The following is an 18,894-nucleotide window of genomic DNA, read 5'->3' as shown; positions in this document are numbered from 1 at the left end:
GCCGAAAACGGGAGGATTGAGAATGCAGTTTTATTTCTATTTAGCCGTGATATTTTCCCTCGTGGTAGCAGTGTTTGCTATCCAAAATTCCCAATTAATAGCTATCAAATTATTTTTTTGGCAGTTGCCGGAATTTCCCCTTGCTGTAATCATTTTAGGCGCAGCCCTGGCTGGTGCAGTAGCCGCCTTTCTCTTTGGACTGACTAACTCCTTAAAAAGCCTTAAACTGCGTAAAGAATTAAAAGAGCAGGTTAAGAGCTTAGAAGAAGAGCTAGTTAAAAGCAAAGAAGCTCCAAAAGAGGTGCCTCACGCTGAACCCAAAGAAACAGAAGTAGGTACAAACCAGCCGCAACAAACCAACAATGCTTAGATTCTCGTCATAACAAAAAGCCGCCTCAGCTTTTTACTAAGGCTCGAGGCGGCTACTACTTTAGATTTGCAAACCATAATAAGGGCAGCGCAGTTGCTATTCCCGCGCAGCGTCATTGATCGCGGGAGTTAATTTCAATAATCAACTTTCTTTGCCTTGTCGTCATGCATGTTGTATGACAGTGAATGACACATATTGCGCATTTGCAAAAAAATTTTGCTTTTTACATACAAAGTATGGATTTAATGAGCTTTATTTTAAGAATAAATATGCCAAGGATGGCAAATAATGCAAGGCAGGAGGATGAAACGATGAATTTAAAGGATTTGACAGCTAAAATTTTGGGTTATAATGGTCCCCCTGCCTTAAATACCTTTACCCTGGATGAAACGGAAGATGAACAGCTTTTGGCGTCCGATGGCGACATACAAGGGGATGTGGTTACCGGCAAAAATCCACGGCGGGTAGTAAAAAAACCTAAAAAGGTAAGCGATTTAGGGCATTTTAAAAACTTATCGGAGGAAAAAAGGCAATGGAAAATACAACGGGACCTAGATAAAAATAGGAAACGAATTGAAGAACTCTTTCACCTGCCCCTGAACAAAGATGTGGTAGTTAGAGAATTTATCCTAGCCACACAACCAACAGTACGAGCTTTTCTTGTCTTTATTGAAAGTATGGCTGATAAACAGACGATTAACAATTTTATTCTCCAGCCCTTGATGCTCCTTTCTAACTTGGACCGGGACGAGGGCCCAGAATTAAATATCTGCAGAAAAATATTACAAAGTTACTTGCCCAGCAACCAGGTTAGAGAGCTAACTGACTTTAAAGAAGTGCTTTCCGAAGTTACTGTAGGCTCTACTGTCATCTTCTTCGATGGCTGTGAGTGGGCCATAGCTGTAGAAACTAAAGGTTTTGCATTCCGCAGTGTTGAAGCTGCCAAAACGGAACAAGTTGTGCAAGGGCCCCAGGAGGGGTTTGTGGAGAACATCAGGTCCAACATCTCTTTGATCAGGAAGATTATCCATTCCGAAAATCTCATTACAGAATTTTTAGAAGTGGGAGAACGGAACAAAACCAATTTAGCCATTATGTACCTGGCAGACTTGGCCAACCCGAAACTTGTAAAGGAAGTAAAGAAAAGAATTACCCAAATTAAAACAGATTACATACCAGAAACAGGAATACTGGAAGAGATGATTGAAGACCATCCTTTTTCCCTTATACCGCAGACAATTAAAACCGAACGCCCTGACCGGGTGACATCCATGTTGGTAGAAGGAAAGGTTGCAATTTTAGTAGATAACAACCCTTTTGTCATGTTGGTGCCTGCATTTTTTTTTGATTTCTTGCATAGCCCTGAAGACCACTATATCCGCTTTCCCTATGGTTTGTGGCTTAGGATTATCCGTATAGCAGCTATATTTATCACTTTACTGCTGCCAGCTTTTTATGTGGCAATTGCAACTTTTCATCAGGAGATGATACCCACAGACCTGCTGCTGGCTATTACTGCCTCTAAAGAAAGGGTGCCTTTTCCCACCATTGTCGAAATGCTTTTGATGGAATTTTCTTTTGAACTAGTCAGAGAGGCTGGAGTCCGGGTGCCAGGTGTAATCGGGCCCACCCTGGGCATCGTGGGAACTTTGATTTTGGGACAGGCTGCAGTAGCAGCAAACATTGTAAGCCCTGTACTGATTATTATTGTAGCGGTAACCGGCCTGTCCTCTTATGCCATACCTAACTATAACATTGCATTTGGTTTTCGGTTCATGCGCTTTTTTTTCATCTTCTTGGCAGCTGTCTTGGGCTTTTTTGGTATTTCAACGGGTTTATTTGTTTTACTTTGCACGGTAGTCAGCATGAAATCTTTTGGGGTACCTTTCTTTGCCCCCATCGCTCCCAGAACGGGACCAAGCTACGACTTGATAGTGCGTCACCCAGAGTGGAATCAGGAACTCAGGCCTGATTATTTGCAGACCTTGGACGTTCGGCGCCAGCCAAATATCAGCCGGAAGTGGAGCAGAGGTTTGTCATCCCAAAACCCAGATAACGAAAGAAAAAAACATTAATAAGAGTTTTAAAGAAGAGGGATCATCTAATGTCTGCGTTGCTGAAAGGTAATAGGTTTCTATTTTTAATTGTAGTTCTTTCTTTACTCCTCCCTCTGTTTACAGCAGGGTGCGGCAGTAATTATGAGCCCGATGAACTGGCCTACGTTTTGCTGCTGGGGATCGATCACGGCGCCCAGAACCTGCTGCGGGTGACCTACCTGATCGCTATCCCTAAAGATATAGCCGGTGGGGGCCAAGACGCAGGTGGAGGCGGTGGCGGGGGAAACGGAAAAGGTTCCCTTGTTACAACCATAGAAGCCCCCAGCATCTATGCTTCTATGAACATGGTCAATACCTACGTTGGCAGGAAAATTTCTTTGATGCACGCCAAGGGTCTCATTTTTTCCGAAACTATGGCCAAAGATGGTTTTATGGCAAAATTTATTCCCGCTATTACCCAGTTTAGAGAAGTACGAAACACCATGTTCCTTGCCATCAGCAAGGAAAAACCTGAGGAGATCCTGGAGAAAATGAAACCGGTGATTGAACCGAACCCGGCTAAATATATTGAACTTTTGGCATCCACCCAAAATTTTACAGGATTTATTCCCAATGTCCAGCTGCAGGAATTCTATAACGAGTTAAAAGTTGAAGGTGTTGATCCTGCCTCTATCTTGGTAGCTGCATCTGATGAAAAATTACCTCCAGATAAAGGTGAAGGACAGTATCACACAGAAGGCAGCTACGTAGCCGGTGAATTACTGAAGAAAGGAGGGGTCCCCATTGAAGCAATGGGAGCAGCAGCTTTTCGCGAAGGCAGGATGGTTGGAAAGCTGAATGGCGATGAGACTACGATCCAAGTTATGTTACGGGGAAAATTTCAAAGGGGTATTTTTTCTTTTCGTGACCCCATCGAAAAAGGTAATATTATTGCCATGGAAGTCTCCCAGGCCAAACACCCTCAGATTAAAATTCAACTGACGGGACAAGGGGCGGTTGTCGATGCCAAACTGAATCTGGAGGGGAATGTGCTGGGGAACACAAGTCTAATTGATTACGGGCTGCCTGAAAACAGGGCCATATTGGAAAAGGCTTTTGCTCAGTTTATTAAAAAACAAGCTGACGCACTGGTAAAAAGGGCACAGCAGGAATTTAACTCCGATATCTTAGGCTTTGGAATCAAAGCCCGTAGGTTGGCATTAACGCAAAAGGAATGGCAAGGCTTAAATTGGGACAGTTTATTTGAAAATGCCACCGTAAACATCGAGGTCAATTACTTAATTAGAAGGACAGGCACACTGCTGCGCACTATGCCTGTTGCTAATCCTGCTCAAGGTGTTCATGAAGGAGAGAACTCGCAGTGATCTTTGAAGTATTAATTTTGGTTTTAACCACACCTACCGCTATCAAAACTATTAACTATGGCCGTTGGGCAAGAAAACAGGGTAATAAACGGGGTGCTTTCGGGCTTTATTTGCTGGCACTGCTAACGGTGGTTATTCCGCTAGGTATCTATATATTAAATATATTGAGGTAAAGGCAGGATGGTACGTTGATTAGAGAAGGAAAAATTGGTGAAAGTGAAGCCATTGCCCTAATTGTCACAGTTATTTCGGTAAAAGTATTTCTATCTTATCCCTCCCTGGCTGTAAGCTCCGGAGGCAGTGCCACCTGGCTGGTAGTGCTAATTTCATGCCTCTTTACTTCTTTAATGTTTTGGTTTATCCAGAAGTTGTTGCAGAGATTCCCAGGTTTGACTTTTACCGAAATTGTGGAACAAATTACAGGGCCATTCTTCGGTAGCTTTGTAGTCTTGCTTGTGCTGACACTTTGGTTATATATGATTGCTTTAAACCTTAGGGGTTTTGCTGAACTAGTAATCGTTGTAGCATTGCCAGAAACTCCCATAAGCCTCATTATGATTATTTTTGTAATAACCACAATCATAATCAGCTATTTAGGCATTCAGACTATTGCAAGGGCATCATTTCTTGCTTTTCCTTATTTATTAGGCTCTGTTGTTTTAATGATTACTTTGACGTACAGCCTGTGGAGAACGGACTGGCTATTTCCCCTTTTGGGAAATGGGGTTATACAAACATTAAAACAGGGAATATTCCAAAGCTCATTTTTATTTGAGATAACCGTTATATACCTATTGCCGTTTCTATTCTATTCCCAACAAATAAAAAGAATAGGTTATAAAAGTATTGGGCTGGTAACCTTTATATTTTTTATAACAGTATTATCTTATACCCTTAGTTTCCCCGCCGTGGTAGGCCAAGAACCCTTTATACCCCTTTACGTGATGGCCCGCAGTGTTTACCTGGGTCGCTTTTGCAAAGAATAGAAGCCATTTTTGTGATTTTTTGGGTTGTCTCGGCTTACATTTGGATCTCTTTTGGCTTATACGGTTTCTGCCGGTTCTTAGCCGACTTCTTCAAGCTGCCTGACTACCGACCACTTATTTTACCAGGGGCTATTATCATATTTGCCCTGGCTTTTATCCCGGCTTCTTTGCATGATACTATTTTAGCCATTTCCAAGGTTAGAGATTTAGCCATAATCGGTTTTTTCGGTATCCCTTTCTTGCTGTTAATACTAGCTGTTATCCGAGGCAAAGGGGTTAGTACTTCCGGCACCAGACAAAGTTGAATTGTGCAGTCACACCTGGCTTTCCAACAGATGATTAACTCATTGTTTCTGAAAAACTTTAGTTAGAACCATTCCGGGTCGTGAAAAAGAGTAAAGGGCTATTGCTAACCAGATTAATCCGAAGCTTAAAATATGAGCCTTTGTAAATGGTTCTTTAAATAAAAAAACACCCAAAAATAAACTAATGCTGGGGGAAAGGTATTGGATAAATCCCAAAATTGAAAATGGTACACGTTTAGCTCCCTCTGCGAACCATAGTAAGGGCAGAGCAGTTGCGACACCCGCGCCCATAAGCATAAATGTAATTTGGTTAGAAATTGATCCAAAGGAGCTTATTCCTTTAACATGTACAAATGCGAGGTACATCATCGCTATTGGGGCAACAAAAAAGGTTTCTAAAGCAAGTCCTATAATAGAATCGACATTCACCAGTTTTTTTACTAAACCGTATAGACCAAAAGTTACAGCAAGCAAAAGGGCAACCCATGGTATTTTGCCATACTCGATTGCAAGTACTGCTACGCCAAAAGATGCCAGCAAAAAAGAGACAATTTGCCAAAAGTCAGACTGCTCTTTAAGAACTAAAAGACCTAAGGCAACAGTAAATAAAGGGTTAATGTAGTAGCCCAAACTAGCTTCCACAACCCTGTTGCTATTTACAGCCCAAATATAAGTATACCAATTGGCGCTGATCAAAAGTCCCCCGAGACAGATACCAATTCTATTGGAACCATTTGAAAGTACTTTTTTGACAATATGCCAACGCCCATTAAAAATGAGTATTATGCAAACAAATATTAAAGACCATAAGATACGATGGGCCAAAATTTCTCTTGGCGGTACCTGTTGCAAGGCTTTCCAATATAAAGGGAGAATACCCCAAAGCAGATATGCAAGAATACTATACCAGATTCCAATTACTATGCTGCTTAAGCCTTGAGTTTTTCTGCTCATCAGTTATAAGACTCCATTCTGCGTGTAATGCTCTAATCCAATGGTAAAATAAGCCCCAATGGCTTTTTGTTCATCCTAATGCAAAAAAATATGCAGCTTTTCTAATTTGCATTTTTCTTTTCCTTTAAAACAAAGATATGAAAAACTCAGCCGGGAATAATCATTTAATTCCTCACTTCCTTGAGAAATCCTGCAATTACAAATCAAATTAATCCCGCTGCCCCCGTACGACTCAGCATAAATACTAGCCTTTTATCTACTCATAAGGAATTTCTCAATTTAACGATGACTAATGAATAACACGGTTTTCCTTTTGCAATCCAAAAGAATTACAGAATTAAATGAACCCGCTAGCTAAGCTAACGGGTTTTAAGGGGCTAAGGGTGATATTCTGACACCTTCTATAATACGTTTTTCCGTAAGGTTATAAATACTGTCCAGCAATCTGACCCTAAATGTTCCTACGCCTTCTGTACCGCTTAAGCTCATGTAGGCCATCTCCCCGGCCAGCCCCATGATTGCAACTCCTGCTACTGCACCCAAGTAATAATCATTAGCAACACCGCAACAGGTACCGATGAGGGAAGTGCTCATGCATCCGCTGCCTGTAATGCGGGTCAGCATGGGATGCCCATTTTCAATGAAGCACAACCTTTTGCCATCGGAAATAACATCCCGCTCCCCGGTCATAGCCACTACGCAGCCTAAACGCTGGGCTAAGTTTAAGACAAGCTCCGGGCTGTTTTCGGCTTCTTCCAGGGAGTCAACCCCTCGAAGCCTTGAGTTTAAGCCCAAAAGCCTTTTGATCTCTGCCCGATTGCCCCTGATCACCGCTGGTTTTACTTCCTGTAACAACTTTTCCACAGCTTCTGTCCTATAAGCTGTGGCCCCTACCCCCACGGGGTCCAGGATCACAGGAATTCTCCGCTTATTTGCCTCTTTCCCCGCTAAAAGCATGGCTTCCATTTTGCCCTTATTTAAAGTACCAATGTTTAGGACCAAACTTGCGGCGTGAGTTACCATCTCCTCCACTTCCCCTACGTCATCAGCCATAACGGGGGAGCCGCCCAGAGCCAGCACTATATTAGCGCAATCGTTAGCCGTAACATAGTTAGTAAGGTGGTGTATTAGGGGCCTTTCCTTTCTTACGCTTGATAAGATTGCTGCGATTTTTTCATATATTTCCAATTTCCAACCCACCCCAAGAGAGCAACGTAGATTATTGAGGTCAGAACCATCACGGGAACAGTAGTCCCCAAAATAAAGTCAAATCTGATCAGCATATAATACAACCCAATTCCTATTAGCCAAACTAGCATAGAGCCCCAGTTGATCAGCAGCTCTTCACTGATTTCCCGTTTTTTTCTGGTGATAAAATAATCAGTAAATAGTATTGCAAAGAGCGGAGCAAAAACTGACCCTATTGCATAAAGGAAATTTTCATACTGCTCTATGGGTACAATCACAGCAATAATAGTACCTATAATCCCCATGACAATAGCTACATTTTTCTCATTAAGTTTAGGGAAAATATTTAAAAACGTTACCCCAGCAGAGTAAACATCCAGAAAAGTAGTGGTCACTGTGGATAAAATAATAATGCCCAGCGCTGTAAATCCTAAGTTAGCTGCTATCATAATGGCCCCCGGTTCGGGATTGGCAAAGACGATCCCAGACACCATGCCGATGAGGTACATCCAGGAACTGCCCAGGAAATATCCCAAGAAACTGCCCAGCACAGCTCCCTTGGTATTTTTAGCGAACCTGGTATAATCTGCAATCAGCGGTAACCACGACAGGGGCATAATGACATTAAGCTCTAAAGCAGTTCCGAAACTGATTTCTCCCTCTACTTGAGCAGTAAAAAGCTCTCCCTTTTTGAAGACCACGTAACTTAGTACAATTGTCAGCAGAAAGAGCAATATCACTGCAGCCGCATTCAGCTTTTTAAAACCTGTCTGGCCGAGCATGATCCAAAGAATAATTAGCATCCCGATGACAATGCTCCACAAAGTAACATTGTCAAGAGACCACAGCATTTTGCCGATGATGTTCACGGAACGACCTCCGGAAATAATCATCACCGCCGTCCAGCCGATAAGCTGTAACATATTAAAAATGGAAAAGAGATAAGAGCCGTATATCCCAAAGGATATCCTGGTTGACATGATAGCCGGGGCCTTTGTATTGGCACCAATTATCCCTCCCAGAGCCAAAATGCCAACGCCGATTGCGTGTCCTAAGAGAATAACCAAAAGTCCAGTGCTCAACCCCAAAGGGGCTAAAAGTCCCCCAGTCATGATTTCCGCAATGGAGATGGCTGCACCAAACCACAGCAAAAAGAAATTAAACACCGACAAACTGCCTTGTCCCTCTATATTCATTACAACACACCTGCTTTCTTATATAAAATATAAAAATGATTCGTGGGCCCAACTCCTTTTCCAATAGCCAAAGAATGCTCAATAGCAATCGTGATGTATTGTTTAGCCTTCTCTACTGCCTCCGGTACGGAATACCCCAGTGCCAAGTTAGAGGCAATAGCAGAGGATAAAGTGCAACCGGTGCCATGGGTATTTTTAGTATGGATCCGATGGGATTTGTAATGATGCATCTCTTTACCGTCAAAAAGCACATCAACGGCCTCTTCATCCAGATGCCCCCCCTTGACCAATACGTTACGAGGGCCCATTTGAAAAATCACTTCAGCAGCTTCTTCCATTTCTTGTATATTTCTAATCTCCATCCCTGTAATAGCCTGGGCTTCGTGAATATTAGGGGTAGCAATGACTGCTAATGGCAACAGTTCCGCAATTAAAGCTTCTTTAGCTTCCGGCTGCAAGAGATTAAAGCCGCTTTTAGAGATCATCACCGGATCCAGCACCACGTTCTTAGCCCCGAACTTCACCAGCCCATGGGCAATTGTCTTAATGGCATTTTCTTGTGAAACCATGCCGATTTTAACCGCATCTACCTGAATATCCTCAAATACCGCAGTTATCTGCTTTCCAATGATCTCCGGTTCTATATCCTGGACAGCCCACACCCCTTGGGTGTTTTGCGCCGTTACTGCAGTAATTACGCTCATGCCAAAAACACCATGGGCGGAGAAAGTTTTCAAATCAGCCTGAATCCCCGCACCGCCGCTGGAATCAGAACCCGCAATAGTTAACACTTTTTTCAACTTATACCTCTCCCTTCGTGAGCTCCTTTAATGCTTTGTTTCTTTCAAAAAGACTTAAGACCAAGTAGCCGATTATGCTTCCCCCTACCGTACTCATTAAAAAGGGAGCTACATAGAAGAAGGCGGCTACATCCTTACCCAGTAAGAGTTTAGCAATGGGGTACGCAGCAAGGGCTCCTAAAATACCCGTACCAAATATTTCGCCCAGAGCGGCCCATAAATTGCTGTGGGTACCTCGAAAGAGCAGCCCTGCCAAGAATGCCCCCAACATGCTGCCTGGAAAAGCTAGCAAAGAGCCGGTACCCAGTATATTCCTCAAAAGAGAAATGGCAAAAGCGTTGGCAACAGCATACCAGGGCCCTAAGAGTACCGCTGACAGGACATTGATGGCATGCTGCACGGGAAAAACTTTAGCTGCTCCCACAGGAATGTAGATAAGGTGGGCAGACAAGGTGCCGATAGCCACAAGCATGGCAGATAAAGTAAGGCTTTTGGTTTTCATGCAACTTCTCCTCCTCTTTACCTTTAGCGCTGCAGGCAGGGGGTGCCAGTGAACTTCATCAGTGGAAGTATTTTCCCCCCACTTATGCTGGTTAAACCAATCGGGTTCAAAACTTCCGTTGTCTTCCACTTAGATAAGCAGGAGGCTTGTGGAGTTTAGAACGGGAAACAAAAGCACGAACCCTGATTCAGGATTCGTGCTGAAGATGCGTAAATGAGATACACTAGCTGACTTTCCTCCGCTGGCATTATCCAGATCAGGTATAAGGGTTTAAGATATCATCGGATCTTTATCTCAGCCGGCCTCACCCAGCTCCCCTAGCGCTAAAAGATATTTAATTTTCTTTAAAATTATTCTAGCATAACTCTACTTAATCTTCAATATTTTTCCATAGGCGTAATCCTCATCTTTACCTCCTGGCTTTGCAAACATCAGCAGTAAGACGAATACTCCAAAAACTGTGATAAAATCCGGAACCCTCTCCTATTTCTTCCAAAATTCCTGTCATAAAAAGTTAATCTTAATATAAAATTAGAAGAAAATCCTCAATAAATAACCAATGGATGTATGATCATGTCTTTTTATAAGTTGCAAAAAAGAGGCAATCTATGCGCAGCTATGAAGATAAAACTTTGGAAAAAAGTTACTGCAGGTGCTGGAGGCTGCTCGTGTTGCCTGTGTATTACACTGACAGGATTAACCATATAAAAAAGGACTCGTGCAATTTCGTAAATCGACGAATCCCTTACATATCTGGTGCCCGGGACCGGAATCGAACCGGTACGGGATTTGAGGTCCCGCAGGATTTTAAGTCCTGTGCGTCTGCCAGTTCCGCCACCCGGGCAATATTTATTTGGAGGCGACGCCCGGATTTGAACCGGGGAATAAAGGATTTGCAGTCCTCCGCCTTAGCCACTTGGCTACGTCGCCACATAAAATGGAGCGGGAAACGAGATTCGAACTCGCGACCCTCGCCTTGGCAAGGCGATGCTCTACCACTGAGCTATTCCCGCATCAGCAAAGGCAAGGCCAAATCCCTGCCTGGTATTTTAAATGGTGCCTCAGGGCGGAATCGAACCGCCGACACGAGGATTTTCAGTCCTCTGCTCTACCAACTGAGCTACCGAGGCAAAACTATGGCGGAGCCGACGGGAATTGAACCCGCGATCTTCGGCGTGACAGGCCGACATGTTAACCGCTACACTACGGCTCCTCATGGTGGGCGATGACAGGATCGAACTGCCGACATCTTGCTTGTAAGGCAAGCGCTCTCCCAGCTGAGCTAATCGCCCTTGTTTACCGGAACAGAACTTATTTTATCTCATTCCGGCTAACTTGTCAATAATTTTTTATTCGTAATTCTACGGTAATTCTACGCACTTTGCCGTTCAGAACAGTTCCTATTATAGCATGGGCTAAAAACAAAAGTCAAACACTAACCCTTAACTGGGACCTTAAAACGCTAAGATAGCTTCCCGTACCAGTTTTGCCGCAAGCAAGGCTGTGCGCTGAGACTGATCGACCATAGGCAAAACCTCTACAATATCCATTCCCACTACCGGCAACTTGCTCATAATATTAATAGCCTTAATAATTTCCTTGGCAGTACATCCTCCCGGCTCAGGAGTGCCTGTACCCGGCGCAAATGCAGGATCAACTACGTCAATATCGATGGAAATATAGACTGGACTGCCTTTCCAATTCTCCACAACCTGCTCCAGCGGACCAAGCAGTTCATCTATAAACATGTTGGTGTGCTCCCGCGCATACTCAAACTCTTCCCTGGTTCCCGAACGAATACCAAACTGGTAAAGCTGCTTTTTGCCAAGCAGCTCCGAAGCATACCTCATTACAGTAGCATGAGATTCCACTTCACCAATATAATCACAGCGCAAATCAGCGTGGGCATCAAAATGTAAAACTGCCAAATCAGGATACTTTTTCACCATAGCCTTAATAACAGCCAATGAGATTAGATGTTCTCCGCCCAGGAAAATAGGAAACTTCCCGTGTTCCACAATTTCACCCGCCGCCAATTCTATCCTGTTTAAGCTTTCTTTCACGTTGCCAAATGGCAAAATCAGGTCACCGTAATCATAATAGTTATAATCCGCCAGTTCTTTATCCTGATAGACACTGTACTCCTCCAACCCTGAGGAGACCATGCGGATAAACTGGGGGCCGTTACGGGAGCCGGGGCGAAAGCTTACAGTAAAATCCATGGGGGCTCCTATAAGTACAAATCTGGATGTGTCGTAGTCATCGGAACTCCCCATAAAAACTCCGGTACGCTCCGTTAGAGGCATTCGTATCCCCCCTATTTCAATAAATCGCCCACAAACTTAGGTAAAACAAATGAAGCTTTATGTACTTCAGGAGTGTAATATTTGGTGTCTAATTTTCTTAATTTAGACATATCAAGCTTTTCAGGGTCATAAACCTTGCTGCCCATGGTAAAGGACCATAAGCCGCCAGGGTAAGTAGGTACATTGGCAGTGAACAGCTTGGTAATGGGGAAAAGGCTACTGATATCTTTAAACACCCTGCGAATCAGGTCTTTATTATAAAATGGCGACTCAGTTTGCGCTACGAAAATACCATCGTCTTTCAGCGCCCTGTGAATAGCAGCGTAGAAGTCCTTGGCAAAGAGACCTACTGCAGGACCAACTGGGTCGGTGGAGTCTACTATTACGATGTCATAATAATTTTCTTTTTCTTTAATATGCTTTATTCCATCCTCTACCAGTACCTCTACCCTTGGATTGTTGCCGGCTATAGCTACCGAGATTTCCGGCAAATATTTTTTGGCAGCCTCGATGACAGCCTTATCAATCTCCACCAGGGTAGCCTTTTCAACGGTGTCATGCTTGATCATTTCCCTGATAGCTCCACCGTCCCCGCCACCAATAATCAGCGTTCTTTTCGGGTTAGGATGGGTATTTAAGGCTACATGGGTGATCATTTCATGATATACAAATTCATCTTCAATAGTAGTTTGAATGGCCCCGTCCAGTACCAGCATCCTGCCCCAAATATCCGTATCTAGAACTTGCAGCTTTTGGAAATCAGTTTGTTGTTTTAGTAATACTTCCTTGACAGAACAGCCAATAGACAGGTTTTTGGTTTGCAGTTCTTGAAACCAGACACCTTCCATGCTAACACCTCCAAAATTTTTGACCTTGTACACAAACCAATAGATATTATACCTACATACGATTTTGAAAATCAAGGAAATTTTTGTTACTGTCCGGATTCATATTTAGCAAGGCTATGGTAACATACTAAAAATAGTTTTTAATTTAAAGGCACAAACTATAACTGCAGAGGTGATTTTTCTGTCAAATCTGGAACAATACAAAAAAAGAGCAGCTAACATTAACATCAACGCTAATTCGTCAGCCACCCTTGCCATCGAACGTTTTAAAATGGCTATAGCCTTGGAGCCTGATACCCCTGAAACAGTTGAACTAAAAAAACGGCTTATTGAAGAAGCGTAAAAAACATAGAGTCAGACCGCGGTCTGACTCATTTTGTTATACAATCCCTTATACAGTTCGGTTTGAAGACCGTTCGATTGTGTTTTTACTGAATAATACCACCGGGTATAAAATAATTACAGCAATCGTATTCAACACTGCTGCCGGCAAAACTACCGTCGTAAATAAAGCCATAAACGGCGCCGGTAGGCCCACAATCGCCAGTGCACTGCCTAAAAAGGCTGCACCGCTGACCAAAGTTCCTAAAACGCCTATTATCCCGGTAAGTACGTAATTATTGATCCTGCCATAAAGAAGCTTCACCATGGCAAAAACAACCAGCCCTGTAATCAACTTATCAATAATATTAGGCAGCTGTCCACCAGGAAAAGTTGTCGCAAAAGCACTTAACAGCCCAGCCAGCAAGCTGGCCAACAAAGTTGAACGAAAATCCCTTTTCAGCAACAGTACAATAAAAAACATCCCCAACAATAAGTCAGGTTTCATACCGCTCCCATACCCGGGAACAACCAGATGTAAAATAGTTCCGATAGCCAACAATAAGGCCACTTGAATAGAATCCCTTAAACTCATCTCAGCTCACCTCATAATTAATATTTTTAAATCATAAATCAAAATTACCTCAGCTCAGCTGCTCTCCATCACTCCTCTTCTGAGATTCCTATCTTACTTACTTAATTATAATTATATAACACTAACAACCCTTAAACAAGAAAATATTTAAAGACTCCTCAGACCGCTTAAATTGATTGGGCCTTCTAAACCTTTATACTGTATCATAACTCGGAAGGATTCACCCATTCCCTGAGGCATAATCAGGCGTTTAACTGCTAAGAGCATTTTTTGCCGTTCCACCGCTGTAAGCTCCCGGCTCTCCACAAATTCCATAATGCCCAAACCAATGAGAAACTTCATTTGAGTGGTGAAGCCCGCAATTTTAAGTCCATATCTTTCGCCATACTGCTCCAACGCAGTGAAATTCACATGGGCGGTAATATCCTGTTCCCCTATATTGAGGTAAGGATTTTTAACTGCCTGATGCTGGCGGTAGCACAGCAAAGTCCCCTGGAAACGTTGAGGCATGGACAGTTCCCGGGCTTTATAACCATAATCAATAGTAAGCACAAAGCCTTTTTTTAATTTGCCTGCTACCTGCTGCAGCCACTTTAAAGCCTCCAGGTTAATCTCCACTTCCTGCTGCTCTTGAAGGGTAAGATTGAGCTCCTTGAGGTAAACCGCCAGCTCCTGGGTTGATGGAGCACCCATCACCTCTACCAGCCTTTCGCCCGCTGTGCTAACATACAGCTCTTTTAATTCCCCATGCTGCAACGCAACCCGGTGTACAGGCAAAGCATCAAGAAATTCATTGGAAAAAACGCATCCAACCACTTCCTGACTGATACCCTGTAAATCTTCAGTCCAATAAACAGGGTAATTACCCTGCAGGGCAGCCCGTTGCAAACTGCGATGGAAAGGACTAATTTCAACTATAAAGTACTGAACTGTACTGTAAAAGTCAGGCAGGGCCACTTTGGCATATTCAAGGATGTCTCGGGCTAAAAGCCCGTTTCCGGCACCATACTCCACCAGTAGAAAAGTTTCGGGAGTTCCTAAAGCGTCCCACATTTCTTTAAATTGCTTGGCAAGGCAGGCCCCAAAAACAGGGTGTACCATAGGACTGGTATAAAAATCGCCCTCGGGTCCTATTTTAACCCCAGGGCGCGTATAGTATCCCAGTTCAGGGTGATACAAGGCCTGGGCCATATATTCAGCGAAACTGATCTTACCCCTTTGCTCAATTTCCTGCCTGATAATTGCGCCCAAGCCGCTTCTTTCACACATGTTTTCACCCCGTTATTCAGCTGCGGCAGCTGCTGCTGTTGTCCCGCTGCTTTTTTCCTCACCGGCTTTACTTTTGTACTCGCTGCTGCGATATTCGGTAGTATAAAAACCTGAGCCTTTATAGATTACATTAACATTCCTGCTCAAGAGCCTTTTTACTGCACTGCCGCATTGCGGACAAACCGTTAAAGCATCTTCCTTGATGCTTTGGAAATAATCGAAAACCCCGCATTTTTCGCACTTATATTCATAAGTTGGCACACGTGTCACCTCCAACTTAGTTTATAAGGCAAAACAATTTTTTTGTCAAGGCTTGTCCTGAGGCCAGTTGTACCGCATAGCAGTAATCCGCCACTCTCCGTCGGACTGTCTGGTGAAAATGAATAAGCCTCGTCCTACCCTCTCCCTGCTTCCCTCGCTCTGTTCAATGATTTCTGCCAGTACCGCCCGCCAGCTTTCACCCGCAGCCACGGGTTTTACACCTCCCAAAAAATACCTGGCATCCCAATCTGTCGGCTGGGAAACAAATTCCCAGCTATTCTCCGTAACTTGTTCCAGTAACTCTCCAGCCAAAAGCGGCGCAAAATACTTATATAGCTCAACCTTATTTTCGGCCCGCATCCAGTCATCAGCCAGCAGTCTGTTCAAGAGGTCATAATCTTTTTCAGAAAGGCTCGCCTCTTCTCGTTCAGCAAAAAGCACTGTTTTAGTCTTGCCTTCCCAAATTATTTTCTCCGCCAATTGTTCTCCCAAACTTCGCAAAAGAACCAATTGCTTTTCCCGGCCTTTTGGAATAATCGACAGCCTAACTTGGCTTTTTCCAGATAAAAGAGTAATTTGATGCTGATCCCTGGTAATTATTTTCGCTTGAAGGAATCTAACCAGCTCTTCCAGATCAACCATTGCCACGCCTTTTTCGACCCTACCAGATAGTTCCGTCAGTCTGCCCTGGAAAACCAGGCCAATTACATCCCCCTCTGCCACCGCCTCGGGTAACAATAACAATAAACATAGTACCGCAACCAAAAATACGACCTTGAACCGCAATGCGCTCACCCCTCTCCCATATTTTTACATAATCTATTCTAGCAGCGGCTTTTTAATACCTGCTGAAAATCCCCAAAAGATACCACATTTAGGGTTAAAAGTTTTGTCGAATACAATATATTGTGTGCCAATTTGTCGAAAAGTGCATAAAAAATAAAAACCCGGTATTAACCGGGTTTAGCTCCTTGTTTCTGTTATTCACTTATGATGGTGAAAATCAGCTGGTTTTTGTGAGCAGATACTTCACAACCGGCAAGCTCTGGAATAAAGGCCAAAACGTCCCCTTGACGGTTAAGAAAAGTCAGGATATGATCACCTTCCAGCAACTCTACAAAAAATTCCACACATCCTATTAAATAAACCGGGACACTGCCCGAGCCTGTTTTGGACTGAATTTTAATGTAATCAATATCTTTAATTATTTTGTAAGTTTCCAGCACTTTTGCCTGCCGTTCATAGGAAACTGATTTATTTTCCACCGGCTCCACAAAACGTTCAATTTGATCTCTTTCACAGATCTCCTCCACTTGGGCCCGGATGTAATCAGTCAAAGCAGGGTCATTGCGCATTTCCACTATAGATGGGTTAAGCAATTTAATAATTTTTTTCATAGTTTCACCTCACCACTAATAATATATATTCCGGTTTGACTTTTCTAGCATTCAAAGTGCTTCCTCCACTCTTTCAAGTCGTTTCAACATCATAATTTAAGCAGCAACGGAATCAAAACCGGCACCGTAAAGGTTAAGAGGATGCCATGAATTAAAGCCAGCACGGCGGCTTTAGGCCCTAAGGCTTGGGCATAAACCGGCAAGGTGGTATCCATAGTCGTTGCCCCTCCGGAGGCAATTAGTGAAAAGTTTTTAAAACGGAGTGCCACAAGGGGTACGAGCACAATAGTTAAAATTTCTCTGAAAAAATTGGCCAATAAAGCAAGTGCCCCAAACTTCGCGCCGGCTACTTCTGTAACCAGCGGACCGGTAACAGTATAAAAACCTGACCCTGCGCCGATTGCCAGAAAAACCGGGAGCGGCAATCCCAAAAACAGCCCCCCCGCGATCCCCCCGCAAACACTGCCAGCCAGGGAACTCAATGGTACTAACAAAGACATCCAACCCATCTCTTTGAAATGGCTCAAACCTTGTCTGCTTTTTCCAAGGTCAATACCGATGCCTAAAATTAAAATATTTAAAAAAAACATTACCCAAAAATCGTAATCCGGTCGAAAAGAGTTCTTTGTAAAGTACCCGAAAATTCCACCGGCAGCAAGTGCCATAACCGGAATTGCTGCCATTTTGAAGCTGCTCTGGGCAACCTTATCCCTTTCCGTGGCAAGGCCAACTTCCTCCGCCCCCGGGTTTTCATTCTGCTCCATTTTCTTGAGCTGCAGCACTAAGTAAGTAAAAAGGGCCGCTCCAATACTCGTCATCAAAGACAAAAATACAGCGCTTAAACCAATACTGCCCAGGTTTAAAACAACCTCTGGGCTGGCAGCCATTTTAGCTCCCAATGCAGCCAGTAAAGCCACAAATCCCAGATTAAACAACTGAGCAACCATATGCTCCCATCGTTTCTTTAGGTCTACCTTGTAACCTATCAACAAACCTGAAGTAAGCGCCAAAAACAAATAATTCACCACCAACACCTCTTCACCAGAGCAAACTGTTTAAACTTCCTCTATTCTTTCAACTTACATAATATTAGTTAAAGTTTTTTGTTATCCTGCAGCCAGGGCAAAGTTTTGTATCAAGCTTTAAACAAAATATGATATCTCCGCTTGGGGAAAATATTTTTTTATCCTGGCAAAGAAAAATTCCCGCAGTTCACTCATAATCTCCTGAGGGTAAACATACTTGGTATAACCAAATTGACCATACTTCAGCTGGCGTTCCTCTTCATTAAGCGGCAGCTTAGTCTGGGGGTAAAGCTCAAGAATATTTTTTTTAGCACTGGTCGTAAACCTATGGGTAATTAGTTCAAAAGCTATTGTATCAGTTGAGACAGGCAATTTTATTCTCAGGTTTGCTAGCATTTTGTCGTAATCCTCCTGCCACCCAGAATAATGCAAAATCGGGCCAATAATAAACCCCAGCGGATAGGCTTTAGAAGCTACTTTACCTGCTGCCGCGATCCGTTCTGCCAAAGGAGGTGTAGCATGCTCAAAATTATTTATAACATAGGGGCTGTTAATACTGAAGCGGACAGTAGTATGTCCTTGATGATTGACCTTAAGCAGAGTTTCCACATCAGTAAATTTGGTCACAAACCGAAAACGTCCAAATTGCTCCCTGCCGAAAAAATCGATGGCTTTAGCCAGCGCCCCTGTGAGGTATTCAACCGGCAGAGGATCAGAAGTAGCAGCCCCTTCAAAAATTGTAACTTCCGGCCTTTTTGCTGCGATATAGCTTTTTGCCCGTTCCAGTATCTCGTCTAAATTAACATAAATCCGAATATACGGCTTTTTCCCCAAGGTTGTCTGCAGGTAACAATATTCGCATTTACCCGGGCAACTCGTCACAAGAGGCAACTGGTAATGGGCGGAAGGCTTGCATGTCTGAAAATCTTTGCTTTGTCTAACACCTATAACCAAAGTTCTTTTTGCTTCTAGATAACTTTGCCGGGGATTTTTCCCCGGTATTCCTGTCACCCTGTTATGGGAACAAATTACTTTAAGTTCTACTCTTTTTTGACTAAAATAATTGTAAAGGTTATGCCCTAGTTCATAATCCAGCGCCCGTTCCTCAATTAAGACTCGGTGCGGTTGAAATCGTTCCACATCATTCACC

General features: G+C 43.3%; 20 protein-coding genes, 6 tRNA genes and 1 riboswitch. Of the genes, 6 read left to right on the top strand and 20 right to left on the bottom strand.

Translation table 11 applies throughout. The features are described 5' to 3' along the window. Positions 1-22: 22 nt before the first annotated feature. The 6 genes from EYS13_RS02420 (at position 23) to EYS13_RS02395 (ending at position 5,082) form a co-directional block, all read left to right on the top strand. Positions 23-370, top strand: coding sequence for a LapA family protein (locus tag EYS13_RS02420; protein WP_227765582.1), 348 nt, complete (start codon positions 23-25; stop codon positions 368-370). 311 nt (positions 371-681) lie between these two features. Then, positions 682-2,445 carry a spore germination protein gene (locus EYS13_RS02415; RefSeq protein WP_227765580.1) on the top strand — a complete coding sequence of 588 codons (1,764 nt, stop codon included), beginning with the start codon at positions 682-684 and terminating at the stop codon, positions 2,443-2,445. Positions 2,446-2,474: 29 nt separating this feature from the next. Next, positions 2,475-3,791 (top strand): Ger(x)C family spore germination protein, encoded by a 1,317-nt coding sequence (locus tag EYS13_RS02410; RefSeq protein WP_227765578.1) that lies wholly within the window; start codon positions 2,475-2,477, stop codon positions 3,789-3,791. Further along, complete coding sequence (locus tag EYS13_RS02405; RefSeq protein WP_227765576.1) at positions 3,788-3,964, top strand: hypothetical protein; 177 nt, start codon at positions 3,788-3,790, stop codon at positions 3,962-3,964. Before EYS13_RS02410 ends, EYS13_RS02405 begins: the two co-directional genes overlap by 4 nt. Positions 3,965-3,979: 15 nt before the next feature. Then, positions 3,980-4,777 carry a GerAB/ArcD/ProY family transporter gene (locus EYS13_RS02400; protein WP_227765574.1) on the top strand — a complete coding sequence of 266 codons (798 nt, stop codon included), beginning with the start codon at positions 3,980-3,982 and terminating at the stop codon, positions 4,775-4,777. Beyond that, on the top strand, positions 4,765-5,082 hold the full coding sequence (locus EYS13_RS02395; protein ID WP_227765572.1) for a hypothetical protein: 318 nt from the start codon (positions 4,765-4,767) through the stop codon (positions 5,080-5,082). Before EYS13_RS02400 ends, EYS13_RS02395 begins: the two co-directional genes overlap by 13 nt. Positions 5,083-5,121: 39 nt before the next feature. Here EYS13_RS02395 and rarD read toward each other — a convergent pair whose 3' ends face one another. The 20 genes from rarD to splB all read right to left on the bottom strand — a co-directional run bounded on the left by rarD (position 5,122) and on the right by splB (position 18,884). After that, positions 5,122-6,036, bottom strand: coding sequence for an EamA family transporter RarD (gene rarD, locus EYS13_RS02390; protein WP_227765570.1), 915 nt, complete (start codon positions 6,034-6,036; stop codon positions 5,122-5,124). A gap of 369 nt (positions 6,037-6,405) precedes the next feature. Then, positions 6,406-7,224 carry a hydroxyethylthiazole kinase gene (thiM, locus tag EYS13_RS02385; protein WP_227765569.1) on the bottom strand — a complete coding sequence of 273 codons (819 nt, stop codon included), beginning with the start codon at positions 7,222-7,224 and terminating at the stop codon, positions 6,406-6,408. Further along, entirely contained in the window at positions 7,182-8,420 is a 1,239-nt protein-coding gene (gene cytX / locus EYS13_RS02380; protein ID WP_227765568.1) for a putative hydroxymethylpyrimidine transporter CytX, read from the bottom strand. The genes thiM and cytX overlap by 43 nt, the downstream gene beginning before the upstream one ends. Continuing rightward, positions 8,420-9,220, bottom strand: coding sequence for a bifunctional hydroxymethylpyrimidine kinase/phosphomethylpyrimidine kinase (gene thiD, locus EYS13_RS02375; protein WP_227765566.1), 801 nt, complete (start codon positions 9,218-9,220; stop codon positions 8,420-8,422). The genes cytX and thiD overlap by 1 nt, the downstream gene beginning before the upstream one ends. 1 nt (position 9,221) lies before the next feature. Next, complete coding sequence (thiW, locus tag EYS13_RS02370; protein WP_227765562.1) at positions 9,222-9,722, bottom strand: energy coupling factor transporter S component ThiW; 501 nt, start codon at positions 9,720-9,722, stop codon at positions 9,222-9,224. 216 nt (positions 9,723-9,938) lie between these two features. Continuing rightward, positions 9,939-10,051, bottom strand: a riboswitch (TPP riboswitch). 425 nt (positions 10,052-10,476) lie between these two features. Further along, positions 10,477-10,566: transfer RNA gene (locus EYS13_RS02365), tRNA-Leu, on the bottom strand. Between the two features lie 10 nt (positions 10,567-10,576). After that, positions 10,577-10,652 (bottom strand) — tRNA-Cys (locus tag EYS13_RS02360). A gap of 8 nt (positions 10,653-10,660) precedes the next feature. After that, positions 10,661-10,735 (bottom strand) — tRNA-Gly (locus EYS13_RS02355). 41 nt (positions 10,736-10,776) lie between these two features. After that, positions 10,777-10,852 (bottom strand) — tRNA-Phe (locus EYS13_RS02350). Positions 10,853-10,859: 7 nt separating this feature from the next. Next, positions 10,860-10,935, bottom strand: a tRNA-Asp gene (locus EYS13_RS02345). A 3-nt stretch (positions 10,936-10,938) separates the two neighbouring features. Next, positions 10,939-11,014: transfer RNA gene (locus tag EYS13_RS02340), tRNA-Val, on the bottom strand. A 162-nt stretch (positions 11,015-11,176) separates the two neighbouring features. Then, positions 11,177-12,028, bottom strand: a complete 852-nt coding sequence (gene speB / locus EYS13_RS02335; RefSeq protein WP_227765560.1) for an agmatinase — start codon at positions 12,026-12,028, stop codon at positions 11,177-11,179. Between the two features lie 11 nt (positions 12,029-12,039). Continuing rightward, on the bottom strand, positions 12,040-12,876 hold the full coding sequence (gene speE, locus EYS13_RS02330; RefSeq protein WP_227765558.1) for a polyamine aminopropyltransferase: 837 nt from the start codon (positions 12,874-12,876) through the stop codon (positions 12,040-12,042). Between the two features lie 391 nt (positions 12,877-13,267). Continuing rightward, positions 13,268-13,792 carry a tryptophan transporter gene (locus EYS13_RS02325; RefSeq protein WP_227765556.1) on the bottom strand — a complete coding sequence of 175 codons (525 nt, stop codon included), beginning with the start codon at positions 13,790-13,792 and terminating at the stop codon, positions 13,268-13,270. 147 nt (positions 13,793-13,939) lie between these two features. After that, a complete protein-coding gene (locus EYS13_RS02320) occupies positions 13,940-15,061 on the bottom strand; it encodes a class I SAM-dependent methyltransferase (RefSeq protein ID WP_227765554.1) in 1,122 nt (373 codons plus the stop codon). 12 nt (positions 15,062-15,073) lie between these two features. Further along, positions 15,074-15,322 (bottom strand): FmdB family zinc ribbon protein, encoded by a 249-nt coding sequence (locus EYS13_RS02315; RefSeq protein WP_227765551.1) that lies wholly within the window; start codon positions 15,320-15,322, stop codon positions 15,074-15,076. Between the two features lie 45 nt (positions 15,323-15,367). Continuing rightward, positions 15,368-16,108, bottom strand: a complete 741-nt coding sequence (locus tag EYS13_RS02310) for a hypothetical protein (protein WP_227765549.1) — start codon at positions 16,106-16,108, stop codon at positions 15,368-15,370. A 194-nt stretch (positions 16,109-16,302) separates the two neighbouring features. Continuing rightward, positions 16,303-16,719 carry a hypothetical protein gene (locus EYS13_RS02305; protein WP_227765548.1) on the bottom strand — a complete coding sequence of 139 codons (417 nt, stop codon included), beginning with the start codon at positions 16,717-16,719 and terminating at the stop codon, positions 16,303-16,305. Positions 16,720-16,808: 89 nt separating this feature from the next. Next, complete coding sequence (locus EYS13_RS02300) at positions 16,809-17,744, bottom strand: LysO family transporter (RefSeq protein ID WP_227765545.1); 936 nt, start codon at positions 17,742-17,744, stop codon at positions 16,809-16,811. A 117-nt stretch (positions 17,745-17,861) separates the two neighbouring features. Next, positions 17,862-18,884: a spore photoproduct lyase gene (gene splB, locus EYS13_RS02295; protein WP_227765544.1), complete on the bottom strand. Its 1,023-nt coding sequence runs from the start codon at positions 18,882-18,884 to the stop codon at positions 17,862-17,864. Positions 18,885-18,894 lie beyond the last annotated feature (10 nt).

It is taken from the genome of Zhaonella formicivorans (assembly GCF_004353525.1).
GTDB lineage: Bacteria > Bacillota > DUOV01 > DUOV01 > Zhaonellaceae > Zhaonella > Zhaonella formicivorans.
This window is presented reverse-complemented; position numbering and strand designations above follow the sequence as displayed.

Excerpts from the sequence above, each read along its gene's own strand:
- EYS13_RS02410 (WP_227765578.1), top strand. The coding sequence starts at position 2,475 with ATGTCTGCGTTGCTGAAAGGTAATAGGTTTCTATTTTTAATTGTAGTT.
- thiW (WP_227765562.1), bottom strand. The coding sequence starts at position 9,722 with ATGAAAACCAAAAGCCTTACTTTATCTGCCATGCTTGTGGCTATCGGC.
- speE (WP_227765558.1), bottom strand. The coding sequence starts at position 12,876 with ATGGAAGGTGTCTGGTTTCAAGAACTGCAAACCAAAAACCTGTCTATT.
- EYS13_RS02305 (WP_227765548.1), bottom strand. The coding sequence starts at position 16,719 with ATGAAAAAAATTATTAAATTGCTTAACCCATCTATAGTGGAAATGCGC.
- EYS13_RS02325 (WP_227765556.1), bottom strand. The coding sequence starts at position 13,792 with ATGAGTTTAAGGGATTCTATTCAAGTGGCCTTATTGTTGGCTATCGGA.
- speB (WP_227765560.1), bottom strand. The coding sequence starts at position 12,028 with ATGCCTCTAACGGAGCGTACCGGAGTTTTTATGGGGAGTTCCGATGAC.
- EYS13_RS02420 (WP_227765582.1), top strand. The coding sequence starts at position 23 with ATGCAGTTTTATTTCTATTTAGCCGTGATATTTTCCCTCGTGGTAGCA.
- cytX (WP_227765568.1), bottom strand. The coding sequence starts at position 8,420 with ATGAATATAGAGGGACAAGGCAGTTTGTCGGTGTTTAATTTCTTTTTG.
- EYS13_RS02320 (WP_227765554.1), bottom strand. The coding sequence starts at position 15,061 with ATGTGTGAAAGAAGCGGCTTGGGCGCAATTATCAGGCAGGAAATTGAG.
- rarD (WP_227765570.1), bottom strand. The coding sequence starts at position 6,036 with ATGAGCAGAAAAACTCAAGGCTTAAGCAGCATAGTAATTGGAATCTGG.
- EYS13_RS02415 (WP_227765580.1), top strand. The coding sequence starts at position 682 with ATGAATTTAAAGGATTTGACAGCTAAAATTTTGGGTTATAATGGTCCC.